The 18,410-nt window shown below is 68.5% G+C and carries 23 protein-coding genes; 13 read left to right on the plus strand and 10 right to left on the minus strand.

Annotated features, from left to right (window positions below):
* Positions 1–46: 46 nt before the first annotated feature.
* On the plus strand, positions 47–580 hold the full coding sequence (locus tag NIE111_RS20645; protein ID WP_238685930.1) for an RICIN domain-containing protein: 534 nt from the start codon (positions 47–49) through the stop codon (positions 578–580).
* 78 nt (positions 581–658) lie between these two features.
* Here NIE111_RS20645 and NIE111_RS20650 read toward each other — a convergent pair whose 3' ends face one another.
* Positions 659–1,663, minus strand: coding sequence for a hypothetical protein (locus tag NIE111_RS20650; RefSeq protein WP_238685931.1), 1,005 nt, complete (start codon positions 1,661–1,663; stop codon positions 659–661).
* A 207-nt stretch (positions 1,664–1,870) separates the two neighbouring features.
* Between NIE111_RS20650 and NIE111_RS20655 the strand changes: the two genes are divergently transcribed.
* Positions 1,871–2,260 (plus strand): hypothetical protein, encoded by a 390-nt coding sequence (locus NIE111_RS20655; protein ID WP_238685932.1) that lies wholly within the window; start codon positions 1,871–1,873, stop codon positions 2,258–2,260.
* A gap of 92 nt (positions 2,261–2,352) precedes the next feature.
* On the opposite strand, the gene NIE111_RS20660 is transcribed toward NIE111_RS20655, so the two are convergent.
* Positions 2,353–3,267: an SDR family NAD(P)-dependent oxidoreductase gene (locus NIE111_RS20660; RefSeq protein ID WP_238685933.1), complete on the minus strand. Its 915-nt coding sequence runs from the start codon at positions 3,265–3,267 to the stop codon at positions 2,353–2,355.
* A 100-nt stretch (positions 3,268–3,367) separates the two neighbouring features.
* Between NIE111_RS20660 and NIE111_RS20665 the strand changes: the two genes are divergently transcribed.
* Entirely contained in the window at positions 3,368–4,033 is a 666-nt protein-coding gene (locus tag NIE111_RS20665; RefSeq protein ID WP_238685934.1) for a TetR/AcrR family transcriptional regulator, read from the plus strand.
* Positions 4,034–4,176: 143 nt separating this feature from the next.
* Here NIE111_RS20665 and NIE111_RS20670 read toward each other — a convergent pair whose 3' ends face one another.
* The 3 genes from NIE111_RS20670 to NIE111_RS20680 form a co-directional block, all read right to left on the minus strand.
* Positions 4,177–5,436, minus strand: coding sequence for an MFS transporter (locus tag NIE111_RS20670; RefSeq protein WP_238685935.1), 1,260 nt, complete (start codon positions 5,434–5,436; stop codon positions 4,177–4,179).
* A 1-nt stretch (position 5,437) separates the two neighbouring features.
* The gene (locus tag NIE111_RS20675; protein WP_238685936.1) at positions 5,438–6,022 is read right to left on the minus strand and encodes a winged helix-turn-helix domain-containing protein; all 585 of its coding nucleotides are present in this window, start codon (positions 6,020–6,022) and stop codon (positions 5,438–5,440) included.
* A 184-nt stretch (positions 6,023–6,206) separates the two neighbouring features.
* Entirely contained in the window at positions 6,207–6,479 is a 273-nt protein-coding gene (locus NIE111_RS20680; RefSeq protein WP_238685937.1) for a hypothetical protein, read from the minus strand.
* 142 nt (positions 6,480–6,621) lie between these two features.
* Here NIE111_RS20680 and NIE111_RS20685 point away from each other — a divergent pair, with 142 nt between their 5' ends.
* The 4 genes from NIE111_RS20685 to NIE111_RS20700 all read left to right on the plus strand — a co-directional run bounded on the left by NIE111_RS20685 (position 6,622) and on the right by NIE111_RS20700 (position 8,737).
* The gene (locus NIE111_RS20685) at positions 6,622–7,398 is read left to right on the plus strand and encodes an alpha/beta hydrolase (protein ID WP_238685938.1); all 777 of its coding nucleotides are present in this window, start codon (positions 6,622–6,624) and stop codon (positions 7,396–7,398) included.
* 269 nt (positions 7,399–7,667) lie between these two features.
* Positions 7,668–8,045 carry a DUF2089 domain-containing protein gene (locus NIE111_RS20690; RefSeq protein ID WP_238685939.1) on the plus strand — a complete coding sequence of 126 codons (378 nt, stop codon included), beginning with the start codon at positions 7,668–7,670 and terminating at the stop codon, positions 8,043–8,045.
* Entirely contained in the window at positions 8,045–8,302 is a 258-nt protein-coding gene (locus NIE111_RS20695; protein WP_238685940.1) for a hypothetical protein, read from the plus strand. Before NIE111_RS20690 ends, NIE111_RS20695 begins: the two co-directional genes overlap by 1 nt.
* A gap of 12 nt (positions 8,303–8,314) precedes the next feature.
* The gene (locus NIE111_RS20700; protein ID WP_238685941.1) at positions 8,315–8,737 is read left to right on the plus strand and encodes an SHOCT-like domain-containing protein; all 423 of its coding nucleotides are present in this window, start codon (positions 8,315–8,317) and stop codon (positions 8,735–8,737) included.
* 169 nt (positions 8,738–8,906) lie between these two features.
* Here the strand turns inward: NIE111_RS20700 and NIE111_RS20705 are convergent, their stop codons facing one another.
* Positions 8,907–9,674 carry a trypsin-like serine protease gene (locus NIE111_RS20705; protein WP_238685942.1) on the minus strand — a complete coding sequence of 256 codons (768 nt, stop codon included), beginning with the start codon at positions 9,672–9,674 and terminating at the stop codon, positions 8,907–8,909.
* Positions 9,675–10,133: 459 nt separating this feature from the next.
* On the opposite strand from NIE111_RS20705, the gene NIE111_RS20710 reads away from it, so the two are divergent.
* Positions 10,134–10,589 (plus strand): hypothetical protein, encoded by a 456-nt coding sequence (locus NIE111_RS20710; protein ID WP_238685943.1) that lies wholly within the window; start codon positions 10,134–10,136, stop codon positions 10,587–10,589.
* A gap of 57 nt (positions 10,590–10,646) precedes the next feature.
* On the opposite strand, the gene NIE111_RS20715 is transcribed toward NIE111_RS20710, so the two are convergent.
* Entirely contained in the window at positions 10,647–10,988 is a 342-nt protein-coding gene (locus tag NIE111_RS20715; protein ID WP_238685944.1) for a GlsB/YeaQ/YmgE family stress response membrane protein, read from the minus strand.
* 199 nt (positions 10,989–11,187) lie between these two features.
* Here NIE111_RS20715 and NIE111_RS20720 point away from each other — a divergent pair, with 199 nt between their 5' ends.
* The 5 genes from NIE111_RS20720 (at position 11,188) to NIE111_RS20740 (ending at position 15,494) form a co-directional block, all read left to right on the plus strand.
* Positions 11,188–11,694, plus strand: coding sequence for a GNAT family N-acetyltransferase (locus NIE111_RS20720; RefSeq protein ID WP_238685945.1), 507 nt, complete (start codon positions 11,188–11,190; stop codon positions 11,692–11,694).
* A gap of 451 nt (positions 11,695–12,145) precedes the next feature.
* The gene (locus NIE111_RS20725) at positions 12,146–12,517 is read left to right on the plus strand and encodes a hypothetical protein (RefSeq protein WP_238685946.1); all 372 of its coding nucleotides are present in this window, start codon (positions 12,146–12,148) and stop codon (positions 12,515–12,517) included.
* A gap of 4 nt (positions 12,518–12,521) precedes the next feature.
* Entirely contained in the window at positions 12,522–13,760 is a 1,239-nt protein-coding gene (locus NIE111_RS20730; protein ID WP_238685947.1) for a DUF6357 family protein, read from the plus strand.
* A 316-nt stretch (positions 13,761–14,076) separates the two neighbouring features.
* Positions 14,077–14,544, plus strand: coding sequence for a peptidase inhibitor family I36 protein (locus tag NIE111_RS20735; RefSeq protein ID WP_238685948.1), 468 nt, complete (start codon positions 14,077–14,079; stop codon positions 14,542–14,544).
* Between the two features lie 74 nt (positions 14,545–14,618).
* The gene (locus NIE111_RS20740; protein ID WP_238685949.1) at positions 14,619–15,494 is read left to right on the plus strand and encodes a hypothetical protein; all 876 of its coding nucleotides are present in this window, start codon (positions 14,619–14,621) and stop codon (positions 15,492–15,494) included.
* A gap of 28 nt (positions 15,495–15,522) precedes the next feature.
* Here NIE111_RS20740 and NIE111_RS20745 read toward each other — a convergent pair whose 3' ends face one another.
* The 3 genes from NIE111_RS20745 to NIE111_RS20755 form a co-directional block, all read right to left on the minus strand.
* The gene (locus tag NIE111_RS20745; protein ID WP_238685950.1) at positions 15,523–16,674 is read right to left on the minus strand and encodes a helix-turn-helix domain-containing protein; all 1,152 of its coding nucleotides are present in this window, start codon (positions 16,672–16,674) and stop codon (positions 15,523–15,525) included.
* On the minus strand, positions 16,661–16,810 hold the full coding sequence (locus tag NIE111_RS20750; protein WP_238685951.1) for a hypothetical protein: 150 nt from the start codon (positions 16,808–16,810) through the stop codon (positions 16,661–16,663). Before NIE111_RS20750 ends, NIE111_RS20745 begins: the two co-directional genes overlap by 14 nt.
* Before the next feature lie 123 nt (positions 16,811–16,933).
* A complete protein-coding gene (locus NIE111_RS20755; protein WP_308193715.1) occupies positions 16,934–18,124 on the minus strand; it encodes a helix-turn-helix domain-containing protein in 1,191 nt (396 codons plus the stop codon).
* Between the last annotated feature and the right edge of the window lie 286 nt (positions 18,125–18,410).

Raw genomic sequence — 18,410 nt, forward strand, 5'->3', positions numbered from 1 at the left:
GTTAGCCTTACCCGACTCTCCATTTTGGACAAGGGAAAGGCCCCTCATGAAGCGCAGAACGATGACCGGCCTGGTGGCGACGCTCGCCATGATCGCGGCGACGCTGGTCGGCACCGGCAGCCCGGCGGCGGCAGCCACCACCGGCCCGTGGGTGATCCAGCCCTTCACGAACGACTACTGCATCCACCCCGAGGCGTACGCATCGGCGAGCGGGACCGTGGTCGATCAGCATCTCTGCGACAGAGGACTGCTCCGCAACTGGAACTTCACCACTACCAGCTCGGGCTACTACCACATCTCCTATCGCAACGGCGGAAAGTGTATGGCCGTCCGCAACGCGTCGAAGACCGAGCGGGAAAAGATCGTCACGCAGGGGTGCGGCGACGCCCGTCTCAACGACCAGTGGCTGCCGATCAAGCTCTTCACCTCCGGGTTCGCTGACTACTACCAGCTGAAGAACCGCGGCACCGGCAAGTGCATGGCGGTGGAGGGCAACTCGACGCAGAACGGGGCCGACATGATGCAGTTCACCTGCTACACGACCTCGAACAACCAGGCCTTCACCTGGGGCCTGGACTAAGCAACGCCGTTGAGCCGCGCGGCGGGACCCCCCTCCGGGTCCCCCGCGCAGGGCGTCGTGCCCACCACGGACACTGCGTCAGTCGGTTGTCAGCCCTCGGGTCGCCAGTTCACTGAGGGACGCGGCGCTGTCACCGCCGAGCTTGGCGCGAGCCGCCGCCGGCTTGCGCAGCTCGAACACCTCCACGAGGAATGTCGGCGATGCGGACCGTTGGCGGATCGAGTCGACCTCCTGCCGGTCCGGGTTGAACGGCAGGAGCTTCCACTGGTTCGCGGTCTCCTGCCAGTCGGACGAGATGGCCGCCACCAGGCCGTCGAGCAGGCTCTCGTAGTCCTGCTCGCTGATCGGGCGGCCCATCCCGTATCGCTCACGCAGGGCGAGGATCTCGGCGGTGGGCGTTCCGGAGTACCTGCCGCCCTTGAGCCCGAGCCACCAGTGGGCGAAGTAGGCACCCTGGTAACCCTGGGCGAGGTAGCGGGATTTGTCGCGGTGCACCTCGATGACGAAGTTGTGCACCTGCGGGAACTGGCAGTCGAGCAACAGGACGGTCTCCGCGCTGGCAGGCCGCGCGAGTAGTGCCTCCCGGAGCTCGACGCCCTGCCCAGCCCGATAGGTCTCGCCCGACAGTCGGGCGGGCTCGCCGCCCTTGTCATGCAACTGCTTGCGGATCTGGAACGCGGCTATGCCGCAGTTGGCCCACCGTCGGCTCTCGTCGCGCAACACGATCTGCGGGTCGCCGGTCCGCCCCGTGCTCGCCACCGCCGCGTTGAGCTTCGCCAGTTCGTCACCGTCGACGACCTGCCCACGATGCCGTTGACCGGTATCGGTGGCCCGCAGGGCCTCCCGCCGCGCGTAGCTGGTCGCGGCGGTGATGGCCTCGGCCCACGTGCCGAATTTCTGACCGTCCAGCAGGGTGCTCTCCGACCAGCTCACCAACGCGCCGACCACCTCCCCCCGCAGCTCGGTGGGCAACAGCGGCTCGATCCTGGCCAGGATGTCGCCGCACGCCTTCTCATCGGTCTCCAGGTTGGGGATCTGACCGTCCGGTGGGTAGGTGTGCCGCTCCTCCGCGATGACCAACATCCGAGCCTCCACAGTCCCTTGTGTACCGACCGCCCGACGGCGAGCCGGGTTTCAGATTGAGCCATCCGTGAGCGGGCAGACACACAACGTCGGACTTCCGTCCCGGATCACGAGCACCGAGCCGGGCACGCCTCCCGCGAAACAATCAATGCGCAGGAGTGCTCGATCGCTCTGCGACGGGTTGCCCGCCGGTGGCACCATCGGTGCGTGAACGTTCGTCGTTTGGCGGCCGTCGACATGTACGGCAGCCGAGGAACCACCCGCCGACGGCGGATCATCCTGGCCGAATTCCTCGTCGGCGTTGTTGTCATGGTGACGTGGGGCGCCTGGCTGCTGTCGACCTCGAACGACCTCAGCGGCCGAGCGTTCGGCCTGTGGCTGACCGGCGCAGGTCTCAACTACGCACCGCTGTCCATGTACGCGCTCATGCTGATGCGACCCGGCGCCCTCGACGCCGAACTGGCCGGCGTCGACACCAACGGGGAACTGCGCCGCTACACAGTGCTCCAGCTCTGGGTCTTCGTGCCGCTCTCACTCGTCGTCTTCACCATCCGCGACGCACTGGCCCGGCGCAGGGCAAGGACGACAGCCCCCTGACCACCTGACCGCCACCGCGCCTCCCGCCGGGCCACCGTCTGTGATCGACCACGGTCGCCAACCGCGCCCGGACCACGTGCCCCCTGGCGCGGTCACGCCGCGACGGCGGCCCTGCCCACCGGGAACCGCACGCCGGTGAGGTCTTCCGAGACGACCCAGAGGCGTTGCTGCACGCTCACGTCGTAGGAGTCGGGGCTGGACGTGACCAGCCTCGGGTAGCCGCGCGCCTCACCCGGGCCGTCGGGGCCGTAGTACTGCCCGCCGAGGACGGACGGGTCGGTGGCGGCCCGCAGGGTGGGCAGCGCGCCCGTCGCCGCGGGCTGGGTGACCAGCGGGGCGAGCCAGGTGAGCGGTCGGCGGACGACGGCCGGGGAGTTGCGGGTCAGTTCGGTGTTGGAGATGCCGGGGTGTGCGGCTACGGCGACGGTGGTGCCGTGGGCGGCGAGCCGGCGCTGCAACTCGTAGGTGAACATCAGGTTGGCGAGCTTCGACTGGCCGTAGGCGGCGACCCGGCCGTAGGACCGTTGCCACTGCAGGTCGTCGAAGTGGATGGCGGCGCGGATGCGGTGACCGACGCTGCTGACGGTGACCACCCGAGAGCCGGGCACCGGCAGCAGCAGGTCGAGCACCAGGCCGGTGAGCGCGAAGTGGCCCAGGTGGTTGGTGCCGAACTGCATCTCGAAGCCGTCGCGGGTGGTCTGCCTCGGGGTGTACATCACGCCGGCGTTGTTGATCAGCAGGTCGATCCGCGGGTGCGTGGCGCGCAGGCCGGCCGCGGCGGCGCGTACCGATTCCAGCGAGGTCAGGTCCAGTTCCCGTACGGAGACGTCGCCGTTGATGCGGGCGGCGGCCAGCTTGCCCTTCTCCGTGTCGCGTACGGCCAGCACGACCGACGCCCCGCGCTCGGCGAGCAGCCGGGCGGTCTCGAAGCCCAGCCCGGTGTTGGCGCCGGTCACCACTGCCACCCGGCCGTCCTGGCGCGGGATCTGCTGCTCGGTCCACTTCATCTCGGCTCCTTATGTACCGCCGGTAACTTACACCCGAAACGGTAAGGTACTGCCGGTACGCTGTCAAGGGACCGCCGGTACCTAAGCTAGGGTTGGTGTCATGACGTTCCAGCGGGCGCGCAGCGAGGAGCAGCGTGAGGTCCGGCGCCGGGCCATCCTGGAGACGACCTCGGCGATGCTCGACGAGATGCCGGTGGCCGAGGTGACCCTGAACGAGCTGAGCCGGCGGGTCGGCCTGGCCAAGACGGCGGTGCTGCGCTATTTCGAGTCCCGCGAGGCGATCCTGCTCGACCTGCTGGACGACCGGACGACGACCTGGCTGGCCGAGCTGGACCAGGAGCTGGCCCACGATGTCGACCTGAGCCGGTCCCCCATGGAACGGGCGGAGCAGACGGCCGACGTGCTCAGCCGGTCGCTCGCCACCCAGACGGTGCTCTGCGATCTGTTCGGCGCGCAGGGCGGGGTGCTCGAGCACAACGTCTCGGTCGAGGCGGTCCGCCGGCACAAGCGGGCCGCCCTGGGCAACCTCGCGGTGATGGCCGGCCTCGTCCGGCGGCACCTGCCCGAGCTCGGCGACAACGCCGAACTGTTCTGCCTGAACGCCTTGATCATTGGTGGCGCGCTCTCCGCCTACACCTCGCCGCCGCCGAGCCTGCTCGCCGTCTACGAGTCCGAGCCAGCGCTCGCGGTTCACCATGTCGACCTACGGACAGCCCTACGGGTCGCCATCATCACATCGCTCGTGGGCATACTGCCGCGCTCCTGAGTCGGACGTCTCCCGTCACTGCTCGAATCACTCCCGCACCCGCTGCTGCACAGCGAGGGCTGGTCGTTGCCGGGGGCGAGGACGTGGCGTACAACCCTTCAGGCGCACGGCTGGGCCGTCGTCGTCGGTGAGACGAGCGTGGCTTACCCGACGTCGACGGTGGCGCGCTGCCGTACGGCGGGGCGCTGCTGCTGCCGCACGGCGCGCAGGCCAAAGTAGGCGACCGCCCCCGAGGCCAGGTACAGCAGGGCCTGCACGTTGAGCATGAGTACGACGCTGAGCACGTCGCCGAGCAGGCCGGCCGCTGCCATGCCCAGCCCCTGCGAGGCGTTGAAGATGGCGAAGTAGACGCCGAAGGCCCGGCCCAGCTCGGTGTCGGGCACGCTCTGTTGGATCTGCGCGAAAGCTCCGCTGGCGTACGCGATGCCAGGCGCACCGACCAGGATGAACAACCCGACGTACCACTCGGGTTGACGGGTGACCGTCGGTCCGTTCCAGATGACCAGGCTGATCAGTGCGAAGGTGGTCGCCCCGAGGCTCATCAGCAGTCGAGGACTGAGCCGGGCGCCCAGCAGGCCGACGATGAGCCCACCCGCCACGCCGCCGATCGCCTGGACGCCGCGCAGCACACCGGTGAGAGTGCCGTCGGCGTGCAGCGCGCGGCTGACGAACACCACGAAGAGCACCACGAACAGGCCCTGCGCGATGCCGCCCAGCGCCACACTCACGATCGTCATCCGGACGGCGCGGTTGCGCAGCACCGCCGTGAGGCCGTGTCGCCAGGCGGTGAAGAACGACGACGTACGGTCCGGGGTCGTCTGCTGCGCAGTTGCCTGGTGGGCGGCCCGGCGCCCGGCGGCGATCAGGGCCGCCGTGATCACGAAGGCAACGGCAGCGCCGACGGCCAGGTAGCGGGTGCCGTCGCGGGTGATGGCGAACCCGCCCAGCGAACCTCCGATGAGCCGTCCCACGCTGGTGTTGAGCGCTATCACGCTGTTGGCGCGTACCAGGTGCGCGGGCTCGACGAGGCGGGGCAGCGCGGCGTTGCGGGCGGAGTCGAACGTCTGCGTCAGCACCGCTTGGGCCCCGGCAACCAGGGAGATGACCCATAGGTGATGGTCGGGTTGACCGAGCAGCGGGAGCATCACAGCGGCCTGCAACGCGGCGACGCAGCTCATGAGCCGGAACCGGTCGAGACGATCGGCCAGAGCACCGGCGAACGATCCCAGCGTGATGCCGCACAGCAGCTCTACGAGGAAGACTGCGGAGGTGGTGAGCGCCGAGCCGGTCACCCCGAACACGTAGATCGGCAGCCCGGTGAGCAACAGCCAGCTCGCCACGCTGGAGAAGAGCCCGGCAGCCCAGATCAGGACGAATCCACGGTGTCGCAGCAGGGTCACCATCTCAGATGAACTCCGCCGTGGGGTACGCCTGAAGGTTGAGAGTGACGGGCCGGGCATCACTCGGGGGCGCGGTGCGCAACGGGCGAAGGTACGGCCGGATGACGGCGTCCAGGGTCAGGGCGAGATGCCGCAGCTCCTCCGGAGTGAGCGAGAGCGTGTAACTGTGGAAGGTGGCGCTCTCCCGCCACTCGTCGGTCAGTTTGTGCTGCTGATTCTGGTAGCGCTGCAACGATCGGAACACCTCGTCGAGCTCCAGGGCGGTCAGCGCGTCGTTGATCTGCTGCCCCTCGGCATCGTCGGGGTCCGGGCGGAATTCGAGCCCGGTGGCGGCGGCGCGCCACGGTCGGTCACGCCGGTTGGCCCCCTCGGCGGGGACCCGCTCGATGAGGCCGTGCCGGGCTAGTTGATGCAGGTGGTAGCTGCAGTTCGATCCGGTGTCGTCAAGGGCCTCGGCGCACTGCGCGGCGGTCCTCGGGCCGGCGGCCAGCAGATAGCGCAGCAGCCGTAGGCGCAACGGGTGCGCGAGTGCGCGCAGCTTCGTGGCGTCCTGGACGCGCACCCGGCGTTCTGGCTCGTTCTGCTCCATCAGCACCCCTTAACGAAAGACTCCCTTCGATTATACGTCCGTGGAGCCTGTTCTCGCAAGAAGTCTTTCGCATCGGCTGAGCACAACGGCGGCCGACGTGCGGCCATCCGGAAGGCGCCGGCGCGAGCCACCGCGGGCTTGCACAGCTCGAGCCTGGTCGTTGGGCGGAAGGCTGCCCGGACGGTCAGGGTCGACGGAAACCCTGATAGGCCCGCCAACAACCCCAGCCGATCGTCGCGAAGCAGGCGACCCGCGCCGCCAGCAGGATCGGCAGGCCCAACCGGCCCCGATCGATGAGCCAGTCGTGCAGCCCCCAGAACAGGGCGGTGAACACGATCGCGGCCACCACGGCGACGGTCAAGCCGCTCACCACCTGCGCCCAGCGGCGGGTCGGCAAAACCCGAGCCAAGCCACGGCCGCCGTCGAGCCGGCGCCCGTCGTCATCGACCCCCGCCATGCCCGGCACCCTAGTCCTCTCCAGCAAGGCCCCTTGGTGAACGACGTCCGCCACGGCCCTACCGCCTGCGACTCGCACTCACGGCATGACGGCGCGTCCCCATCAGCTTGCAGACGTACACCGCCAATGATCGGATGCCGTCATGGTGAGGGCTGGTGGGGAATCCTCGACCTTCTACCGGGCCGCCGACGGCAGCGAACTGCCCCTGCTGGTCTTCGAGCCGGTCGAGGGCACGCCGCCACGTGCTGGCATCGTCCTGTTCCATGGCGGCGCCCTCCGCGAGGGATCGCCCGACGGGCTCGCCCCGCACTGCCGAGCACTGGCGTCGCGGGGAATCCTCGCGGTGTCGGCCGGCTACCGGCTGCTCGGTCGGGGCGCGGCCGGCATCGACGACTGCCTCGCTGACGTACGGCGCGTGGTCGAGCGGTTCGGCCGGTTGGCAGCGTCGCGCGGGCTCGACGCGCCGCACCTGGCCTCGGGTGGCAGCTCAGCCGGCGCTCATCTCGCGATGCTCGCGGCGATGACCCCGTCCAGCACGGCACCGGAGTTCGGCATCGCGGCCCTGGTGGCCCTCAACCCTGCGGGACTGGATCTGGGCTCCTTCGAGCCGAACGCGCAGCGCCGCCTCGCACAGCAGGTCGGTGTCGCCGCTGACAGACTGATCGAGTACTCGCTGATCGAGTTCGTGCGACCGGGCAATCCACCGACGCAGATCCACCACGGCACCCGCGACGAGATCGAGCCGATCGGCTCGGTGCGGCAGTTCCGGGACGCGATGGTCCGCGCCGGCAACGAGTGCACGCTCCTTGAGTACGAGCACGCCGAGCACGGATTCCACTACCCCGGCACCGGCGGGCACTTCGACGACGTCATCGACGCCACGGCGCGCTTCCTCCTCGGCCGGACAGCAACGACCTGAACGGCGCGCGTCTCAGCTGGGCGGCGGCGGGCACTCCAGGACCGCTATCGAGTTCCCGGCGAACAGCCCCAGGTGCGGGTGCCCGGCGAAGATCTGGACGGCCTCGTCGTGTGAGCCCGCGGGACCTCTTCGGGTTCCGCCGCGGTTGCGCATTCCCGGCAGGCGGCGAGGTCGACTCAGGCTTCTTGAGACCGCCCCGCAAGGACGACCTTAAGAAAATTAAGGTCAACGTCTTGGACGTTGAAGATTCTTAAGATACAACTTTAGGTATGACAGAACAGGCCATGGACTGGCAGGACCTGACCAGCCTGACGCGGGGGCAGCCGTTCGTCGTCGAGCGGGTGCGCCTGGCGAGCAACGGCGTCGCGATCGAGGGCGAGTTCGAGCCACCGCAACTGGCTCAGCTCAACGTCGATGACCAGGTCTTCGTCACGGCGTTCGTGCGCTGCCACGGTTCGATCAAGGAGATGGAACGCATCTTCGGGGTGAGCTACCCGACGATCAAGTCACGACTCAACCGGATCACACAGATGCTCGACTTCGTCGAGACCGACCCGGCGCCCTCGCGAGCCGACATCATCGACCGGTTGCGCCGCGGTGAGATCACCGCACAGGAGGCGTTGGCCGAGCTGGACGGCCGGACGTGATGCCGCAGTTGGTGACCGTCAAGGTCAACCGCCCGGACCGCCGGCCCGTCCGCGTCTGGGTTCCGGTGCTCCCCGTGGCGCTCGTGCTCTTCCCGGTCGTGGTCCTGGTCGTGTTGGCGGCGATCGTGGCCTGCGTCGTGTTCCGCATCGGTGTGGTGCGGGCCCTCGACGCCGCTTGGCGTGTCATCTCCGCGCTACCCGGCGCCCGCTTCGACATCGAGCAGGGCCACACGGCCGTGTTCGTGGCCATCCGATAAGGAGAGGTTCGAATGACCGAACAACGCAAGGACATCCTCGACATGCTGGCCGCCGGCAAGATCACCGCCGAGGAGGCGGAGCAGCTCATCGCCGCACTCGAACGGGACCAGGCACCGGCGACGGCGAGTCACGACGCCCGACCGAAGGGCAAGGTGAAGTACCTGCGGGTGATGGTGGACGCCACCGACAACGGCGAGCCGTCGCGGGTCAACGTGCGGGTGCCACTGCAACTGCTGCGCGCCGGTGTACGGCTGGCGGCGCTGATCCCGCCGCAGGCCCTGGTCAAGGCCAACGCCTCACTCAGCGACTCGGGGGTGCCGATCGACCTGACGCAGCTCAAGCCCGAGCAGTTGGAGGCGCTTGTGGAGCACCTCGACGAGGTCACAGTGGAGGTGGATTCACCCGATGCCACGGTGCGGGTCTTCTGCGAGTAGGCGCCGCCTGATGGTACGGGCAGCGGAGGGAACCACTCGGACGGGTGGCCCCTCCGCTGGTCGTCGCTGTCCTCCGGCACGACGTCGGCTATTGCGCGACGTGGCGCCATCGTCGCGGTGGACGTTCGTCGGCGCCTGGCTGCTGGCGTCGTCGCACGAACCGTGCCAGCTAGACCAGCGCCCCGGGAACAGGATCAGGGTTGACCGGGATTGGCGCGCCGGAGCGCTCGGTCACCTGAGCTGGCTGCTGCCCCGCACCTCTGGTGTACGGATGGACGGGCAGCGTCGCGCCGAACCGCGCGAGTACGTTCTGGATGGGGTTGAAGCACATCTTCCCATCGGACTTCGCGATGACAATTCCCACCGCCCACACGTGGCCAGCCCCGTCGGACTGCCACACCGGCCCTCCGCTATCCCCGCCATCCACCGTCGCAGTGGTGCACAGCAGGTAGTCACGCACACCGTCAGGGTAGTTAACGGTTCTCCACTCGGTGATTCTTCCTTCCGTCCAGCCCGTCCTCCGACCCATCTTCCCGACCAACATGCCGGGACTGAGGGCACTGTTGTTGAAGTAGCCCACGACCCTGCCTGGGCTGCGTCCGCTCACCGGGTCCACAACGATTTGTGTGGCGTCGTCCCCGGCGTCCATGCGAATCAGTGCTCCATCAAAGGAGTTCGTTGTGTATATGTCACCGACTCGGTCGTTGCGGATCACCGTGCCGTATCGGCGATCGCTGCCGTACACGATGTCCCCGGTCCGGCCGTAACCCCAGCAGTGCCCTGCGGAGACCAGAAACATCCCACTCGACCCACGGACCGCGTAGCCGCCGGTGCAAGACCCCGGCGTGGTGCCCGGGGCATTAGGGTACATCGGATCACCAGGCCGATAGAGATAACCGGCCGCCTGCACCGGCGCCGCTCCCAGCAGCACCCCCACACAGATGATTGTCAGCGCCGCGATAGACGCTCTAAAAAGTCGCACCGGTACTCCGAACGTGAGGAATCGGCAAAGCTCGGCTTATGACGGCGCAGTCCGCATAAGCCGATGTTTAGGACGGACACCAGCATCACCGGGCGGGAACATCGAGTCAAGCTCATGTTCGCGTTGCTGACCCGACAGTCAGAATCGCTCTGAACCCTGCCCTTCCGGCATCCTCGGTCCGCTCTTCGTGCTGAGCCGTGTATTCAAAGGTTCACCACCATTGGAGTAGCGCGGCGATGGTGACCGCGGCCTGGAACGACGTTGCGGTCTTGTCGGAGCGGGTCGCGACGCTGCGGCACCGCTTGAACCCTTTGGCCTGCCGCCTGCCCTACTGTCGACGGCACTGTCGACGGAAGGAACCTCATGAACGAGAACGACCAGACGACGTTCCGTACGTCCGCCCGCCTCACCTTCGTGTTCATGCTGCTGATGGGCTTGCTGGCCTGGGTTGTCGTCCAAGCCGTGCTGGCACTCATCGCGGGGCGGTCGGCGGCCGACTACACGAGCATCGCCGTTTCGGGCGTCCTCTACGCCGTCGTCTTCAGCGCGCTCACGCTTGTGCTGCATCGCAGGAACTGGTCATCGGTCGACGTCACCGGTCCGGCACTGGCGCTCGCCGAGAAGGGGCGAACGGCCGTCCTCCCGTGGCAGGCGATCCAGTCGGCGACGGTCCGCCGTCCTGGCCCGTTCGCCGTTCTTGAGGTCATCCTGCGCCCAGAAGCGGTCGCGCCATCCGCCACGACGCTTCGTCCTGGGATTCGCGCCGGTCAGCCTGTTTACACGATCAACGTCGGACTGCTTCGGCCGGCGACGGGCGTCCTGCGTACCGCACTCGCCCGTCACCTGCCACCGGTCGCCGACCGTTCCTGACCTCCGCTCGCGACGTCACTGCGGCTACCGAAGACGGCTCACCCGCCGACCGGCTCGTCAGCTCTTGGCCTTGCTGCGACGAGCCCGCCCACGGGGCTTGACGTCGCCGCCGGCGAGCCGGGTGAAGGTGAGCATGTTCGCCAGCGCCACGGCGACGATCGCGACGCCGACCTGGATCGCGAGCACTACCCAGTCCCAGCGCAGCACCCACATCTTGACGCCCGCTCCGTCGTCGATTCCAAGCGCTCTGGCGACCACTGTGCCCAGCACGGCCGAGCCGACGCCGATGACGAACGTGGCGAAGAAGCCGATCCGCTGCCTCCCCGGCAGGATGAGCCGGCCGAGCAGGCCGACGAGGGCACCGATGAGCACCGCGCCGAGATAACCAGTTACCAGCATTGCTGTCTCTCCCCTCCAGCAGTGCCCAGGTACATGCCCGAATCTCACGTTCCCGGAAACCCCGCCCTGGCGGCGACCGGGCGCGGGATGGTGTCGAAGCGACGCCATCGGGAACGTCGATGGGAGTCGCTCGGAGGGGATCCGCGTCGTCCGAAGTGCTCGTGTTGGGCCCACTCGGCACGGTGGGTAGCCTGCCGGCATGGCAAAGGTCGTCACGTACCTGGAGATGAACAACGCCACGGACCTGCGGCCGGGAAAGGTCGTGCCGGAACTTTCCCTACGGCGCGTCGACGTTGGCCTGCCGCTCGTGCACGCCATCAATGCTCAGGTAGGGGCGCCCCACGGGTGGCGTTGCGCGTCTCGCACGAACGAGGAGTGGCGGGAGCTGATGCGGTCTCGTCCGCTGCGCCAGTACCGGTTCATCACCCTGAAGGACGAGATCGTGGGGGTGGCGAATGTGGAACCCCACCCGGACGGAGAGGTGGAGATCACCGCCTTCGGGCTGATGCCGGAGTATGTCGGGAAGGGTCTCGGCGGCCATGCGCTGACGCTGACCATCCGGCAAGCCTGGGACATGGTGGCCCTGGAGTCTCCGGCCGTACGCAGGGTGTGGCTGCACACCTGCTCGTTGGACCATCCGAATGCTCTCCGCAACTATCAGCGACGCGGCATGACTGTCTACCGCACCGAGGTCGAAGCCGAGTAGTTGTCGGCAGCTACGGTGCCCAGCCTGATCGCGGTCTGGCTGAGGGCTTGCGAACGGCTGGTCTGCTCGCGGGGGGCCACCGCGCGCAGCAGGCCGATGATCAAGCCGCGGGCGTGTCGGCTCGGTCCACTACGCTGGCGGAACTTTCACACGTGAACGAAGGACGCATATGGCCCGCCCCTACAGTCCCGGACCGAAGCCGTTCGTCTTCGCTGCCGGTGATGGCAACGATCAACACGTCTCGGTGGGCGACCCCCAGGAGGCGTACGTAGCGTTCTCTGCGTTCTTCCGGGGGCGAGAGTCCGACACTTACACCATCACTGACGAAGCGGCGAAGCAGAGTTTGGTGCTCAGGCCTCGTCGGGGTGTGATCTCCCGAATCGAGGATGCCGACCAACCTCGTTCGGAACACCTCCAGGTCGACAGGGGCAACCGCTACCTTCCGAGCGCGATGCTGTTCTTCGAGAACGGATACGCCGGCCTCGACTACTTCGGCCAGTGGTTCCCGGACCTCTCCGACCTCGACGCGTCACCGGAGACCCGCGGTGCCGCCCGCGCTGCCTCGTTCACGACGGAAGCAGCGGCGATCGAAGAGGTCGGCCGGATCTGGGCGGATTCGGGCATCGTCGACCCGAGCGACACGTACTACGTCTTCTTCGACTCGCATGACGTCGACGATGACCGCGCCGAACGAGCCGAGCTGCTCCAGTTGATCGCATTCCTCGGTCTCGAACGGGTCGACGCCCCGGCCGAGGCCGCCGGGGGCGAGGTTTGGGTGCGCACCGACCCACGCCTCGCTGTCGAATGTGCACGGTGGTCGTGAACAGATGACAGACATCGTTTTCACGCGCAGCGGCTGGATCCCGAAGGTGGTCCGCGAGGGCGGCGAGCTGAAGCTGACGCTCGCCGCCGGGGCCGACGCCAACCATGACCCTCGCACGTTCACGTTCCCGATCGGGGAAGCTCACCTCGCGGTGATCCGGGAGGACCTGGCTCGACACCTGCTGCTGTGGAGTGCGGTCCTTCCGCTGTGCGACGCCGCCGGAACCCGGGGCCAGCTCGACGAGAACGCCGCCGTCGCGCTCCTTGACCAGGTCCTGCTCTCCCCGCCCTCGGACGTCGACGCGCTCTTTCGGCGCATCCGGTGGGACAGGAGTCGTCTCGTCGCCCATGGCGCTGACATCGAGCTACTGGAGCGCGGTCAGGTCTGCGAGGCGATGCGCACGGCGACGGAGGTGTCGAACACGAAACGTGCCCAGGAGTATCACGCAAACCGCCGTCGCGCCGAGCGCGGAGTAGCACTCGGGCCACTCGACACTGAGATTCTGCGGTACACGGGCCAGTATCTGCACGGCGCGACGGTTCCACGGCGGAACCCCGATGCCGTCGACCCCGCACTGCTGCCCCAGGTCATGCGGGTGATCGCCACCGCGGAGCAGGCGTGCGCCGGGATGCGGATCGGCCTCGATCCGCGGCGGGGAAAGCGGGCCACCGACAAGCGCGACTGGGATCGGATGGCGGCGACTGTCGACGAGGCCGTGCGCCGCGCGTACCCCGAACTCGTCGACGACGCGGTGCGGACGGTGAGCTTTCTGATGTGCTCGGAGGCCGCGGACCGCTCCAAGAGCACGCCCGTGGAAGACGACGACGAGGCTGCCGACGACCACGGTAAGACGGCCCTGTCGTTCACCGACGACAAGGGGCGCGAGAAGAAATGGGTACGGGACGGGCCGCGCACCGCCTCCGCCGAGTTCTGGGAGTTCGTCGCCGATCGCGCTGCCGGGAACAACGAAGTGTTCACCATCGAGGACGAGGAGATGGGCGAGGGGATTCAACTGCACTTCTACGCAGACTCAGTCGCCCGGATCACGACTGTGCGACAGGGGGAAGCCGGGTCGGAGCCGCAGTACCAGGTCGAGTACAGCCTGGTCGACGGGATCGGCGGGTACCGGAACGTGGTGAGCGCCTTCGTCCGCGGCGGCTGCGCCGCACTCGAACAACACGGTCCCTGGATGTCGGACGTCGCCGATTTCGAGCGCGCGCGTCGCCGGCGCGACGCCCGGTAGTCCCAGAGGGAACCCACGCGAGGCCGGCGCCGAGGCCAGCGGCCGTCAACGGGTGAGCCGACCAGCGTTGCCAGTCGCGCCACGCCGGCCGGCGCCCGGGCAACATCGGCGATCACGGGTACGCGCCAACGCCCCTCACCAAACCCGGGCGGACCCTCAGCGGCAACCCGGGAAACGCCGCACAGGATCGAGATTCGAACTGGTTCGAATGTCTCGGCTGCGCCGCTACCCACGGGGTTGACTGACCTCGTCCAGACCGGTGCCACCAGCACAATCACTCAGCTCCGGCAGAAGGATCCCCCAGCTAAGGAGACTCATGAAGCGACAAATCCTGGCGTTCTTCGGTGCGTTGGCGCTGGCGGCCGGCGGGCTCCTGGCCGTGGCCAGCCCGGCCCAGGCGGCGACGTCGCGCAACGGCGTGTGCGAGAGCGGCGAACTGTGCATGTGGCAGCACAGCGACCTGCGCGGCGGTCGCTACGACACCCTCTCGACCACTGCGAACTTCAATCAATGGTCGTTCGTGGCTGCCTGCACCTCGGGCTGCGTGCTGCACGACAACGTCAGCTCGCTGCGCAACTACGACCCGGTGAATCCGGTCCGCCTCTTCGAGCACGAGAACTACCGGGGCCTCTACTTCTGGCGGCAGAAGGCCAACAGCGGCCAGTCGGACGAGGCCCTGAACCTCACGCTGGACCGGGACCAGAACGGGAACCACTGGGACAACCGATTCGACTCGTTCTGCTTTGTCTGGACCGGCCAGCCGCAGACCCGCTGCCGCCCCTAGAACCGCACCGAGGGGCTCGCGTCGACCGTGAGGTAGCGGGTAACGCGGGCCCCTCCAGCCTGAGCGAGGTCTCCATGCCCATGATCCGTAGCCAATTCGCGGCCCTGGTGCTGGCCTGTCTGACCGTCGCTGCCGGGACCGCCTGTGACTCGAGCGGGCCCGCGCAACGGCCCGCCGGGCCGTCGCCGGTGGCGACCATGAGCCTTCCGTTGGACCGACTGTCTCCGTCCGGGGACGAGGATCTGCTTCTCCAGCGGGCCGAGGCGAAGCTGGTCGTGGCCTGCATGCGCCGGCTCGGCATCTCCTACCGGCCGCCGGGACCGCACCACACCGACCCAGCCGCCACACGGGACGGGTTGTACGGGCTGGTGGAGCACGACCAGGCGCAGCGCCTCGGCTACCACGCCGCACCCGGCGGTAAGGCGGCTGAGGACAAGCCTCCACCGCCTCCGCAAAAGACGGCGCTGGCGCTGACCGGCACCCGGTTCGGCACCGACGGACCCGAGCCGGCCGGCGGCCGGATCCCTGCGGGCGGCTGCCTCGGCGAGGCGAACCGGCGACTGACCGAGGGCGCGCCACCGGTCAGCGAGACGCTCCTGTACGACTTGGCCCTGCGGGCCGGCCAACAGGCAGAGCAGGACGCACGCGTTCAGGCCGCCTTCCGGGCGTGGTCGACGTGCATGGCCGGCAAGGGGTTCACCTACGCCGACCCGTGGCAGGCCAACGACGACCCGAGGTGGGGCACCGACCATCCCAGCGACGTGGAGCGCCGGACCGCGGTGGCCGACGTCGCGTGCAAGGACAGCGCGGATCTCGTGACGACCTGGCAAGCGGCGATGGTGGAGCATCAGCGGCGCACGATCGCGAGCCGCTCCGCCGACATCGAACGCTACGAGCAGGCCAACAGCACCCGACTCGCCAACGGCCGACGCGTGCTGGCGACGAGGTGAGGCCAGCCACGACCGGCGGGTACGTCGGTCAGCGGGTGAGGCCGACCAGGTTGGCCAGTCGCGCCACACCGGCCGGCGCCGGGTGACCCCGGGCAACATCGGCGATCACGGTACGCGCCAACGGCCGGCACCGGACCTCAGCCGGCGCGATGCTGTCCGCGTCGACGAGCGCGCGGGCAGCGCCGCGCAGGTCACCCACCTGGAGGTACGCCCGCGCGACATCCACCAAATACGCGCCCCGGTACTCGGCCGGCAACCGCCGCCACGCCTCCCGCCGCACAATCGTCACGTGCCGCCGCACCGCCTCGACGGCGTCACCCCGCGAGGCCGCCACCACCACCCGCGCCAGCTCGACGGCGATCGGCCCGAAGCTGGTGTGGTGCCGATCGTCGTAGCCCCGAAGGTTGGTGGCGACGGCCGCGGCCCGGTCGATCAGCTTGTCGGCGCGGCGCATGTCGCCGCAGCCGACGGCGGCCAGGGCGGCCTGGAGCAGCAGCGTCCCACCCACGGCCCACTCCCCCGCCGAACGCTGTGGACCTGAGGTGATGCGATTCGCGGCGGCGAGCGTCGCGGCCAGGGCGAGGCGGTCGCGGCCCGACGCGCGCAGCGCCTGGGCTACCGAGATGGCCGCCGTTGCCGCCAGAACCGGGTCGTCGCCGGCGGCGGACATCGCCCGGTCAGCGGCCAACCAGCCGAGATCGGCCTCGCCGAGCTTCACCAGCAGCGACGAGGTGATCCGGTACGCCTGCACCAGCAGCTCCGCTGACCGCGCGCCCTGGACGGCGTCGAGCAGGCCCGGCAGCACGCGCAGCAGCTCCGGGTAGTGCGCGTGCTGGTACGACAACCAGGCGTGCCCGACCTGCCGTCTCAGCTCATCGGTCTGCGGTGGAGCCGGCGGGAGGTCGTAGCGGGCGAGCGCGGCCCGGATGTCGTCCACCCCGGCCGGGGTGCTCGTCGGGGCGCTGGACGGCTGGCCGAGTAGCACCTCCGGATCGACTCGCAGGACGCGGGACAGCTCCTGGATGACCGAGTACCGGTCCAGGGGGCGAACGCCGCGCTCGATCTTGTCGACCCAGCTCTTCGACCGGCGCAGGCGATCGGCAAGCATCTGCTGCGTCATCGAGCGCCGCACCCGCCAGCCGGCCACCCGTCGTCCGATGGGGAGGTCATCGCTGCTCACGCCGCCGCCACCGCCGGTCCGGGACCGCGCGGGTCGTGTTGTCCACGGGTACGCGCTCCGCCTCGGCCTGAGCCAGAATGCGCTGCTTGGCAGCCTCCTGCTCGGCCGCTTCGCCGTTGTTCTCTCGCCCGCTCATCTCCGCCTCCTCCGATAGAGGCCCAGCGGCTCAGGATTGAGCGTTGCGCGCTGGGCCTTCGGGACGAGACCACGTCCCAAACCGGACGGTAGGGCGGATTGGTGATGCAGCGATTACTGGCAGTTATGCGGCCAGGTTGATGCCGATACGACCGGCGAGCAGGCGCAAGTCGTCGGGGATGGCCCGGCGCTGAGCACGCTGAGCGAGAGACACCACGGCATCGCGGGCAAGAGGGTTGATGGCGAACGGGATGGGTGCCGCGCGCTCGGCCTGCACGAACGCGGCGAGGGCTTCGCCGTCGCGGCGACCCCCGTCCGCTAGCGCGCGTCCAAGATCGAGCCAGTAGGACTGCTGACGAATCGACGCTGCGAGAACCTGCGGGCGGACGGTTCGGGACAGCTCGATGACGCGGCTAGAGTCGCCCTGCTCTGCGGCGATGGACATCTCCCACAGCCCGACGTTGGTCGGTCCGAACCCGCAACCGTTGAAGCCGGCACCGTCGGCCGGGTCACCGAGCGACGCGGCCTCGCGGGTTGCCTCGTCCAGGTGATCGCGAGCTGCGTCCAGACGGCCACTTACCGTCGAGGTCAACGCGGCCGAGAGGTGAAGCTGTCCGAGCATTTGCCTCACCCGCACGTCGGCGGCATCCGCCTGCAACTGGGCCAGGGTTCGGTCGGCGGCACGGGCAGCAACAGAAGCGGACTCGATCGGCAGGCTCTGCGCGTAGGCGAAGCGGGACGCCGCGATCCAAGCCGGGTCCTCGGCATCTTCGGCAATCGTCCCGGCGAACCGGGCGGCATTGAGGGCCAGATGCCGATAGCCAAGATTCCGCAGGCAGGTAGCCGCCTGGTAGGCCACCTGCACGAGCGCGGTGCCGCCGATGGCAGCGGCCTCGAGCAGCAAGCCGGGCAACAGACGGGCCATGGCCGGGTAGTTGCTCGCATTGCGAAGCTGTTCGGCACGGGCGATCTCGGCCGCCAGGCGCTCGGCGGTGTAGGTCGACGGTCGGCGCTCGCCGTCCTCGATCTCGATCAGGGCCGACCAGATCGCCGGCACGCACTCGGCGGCACTCTCACGGGCGGGATCCCCGGACTCGGTGCCCTGACCAAGCAGGTCAGCAACCGTGACCTGAAGCGCGGCAGCGAGAGCGACCAGTGTGGAGCGGCGATCGACGGTCTTCCGACCCGACTCCACCTGCGACACGTAAGACTGAGTGACACCAGCGAGCCCGGCGAGGACCGCCTGAGTCATGCCGCCTCGACGCATCCGCCAGTACCGGATCCTGGCACCGATAGTGTCCGTCTTCTTCCCCACGCCGTCGCCCACCTCCCAGGTAGAGGATTACGAACAGCGGTCGCACCGCCATTCCTGCACGTCTGGACGATACACCGACATGCCACCGAAGCGGTTACCTGAGTGCAGGAAGTCGCGAACTAGTCGCACTTTTCAACCAGAACGCGTCGGACCTCTGGTGGACAATCTGGCGATAGTGAATACGGTAATACGATAACCTAGACAGGCCCAGAGGACAGAGGGCGCTACTTGTGCTCACGGAATTGCGCACATTGATTCCCCACCCTGCAATTACTCAATTTCTCAT

Source organism: Micromonospora hortensis, assembly GCF_022230935.1.
GTDB lineage: Bacteria > Actinomycetota > Actinomycetes > Mycobacteriales > Micromonosporaceae > Micromonospora > Micromonospora hortensis.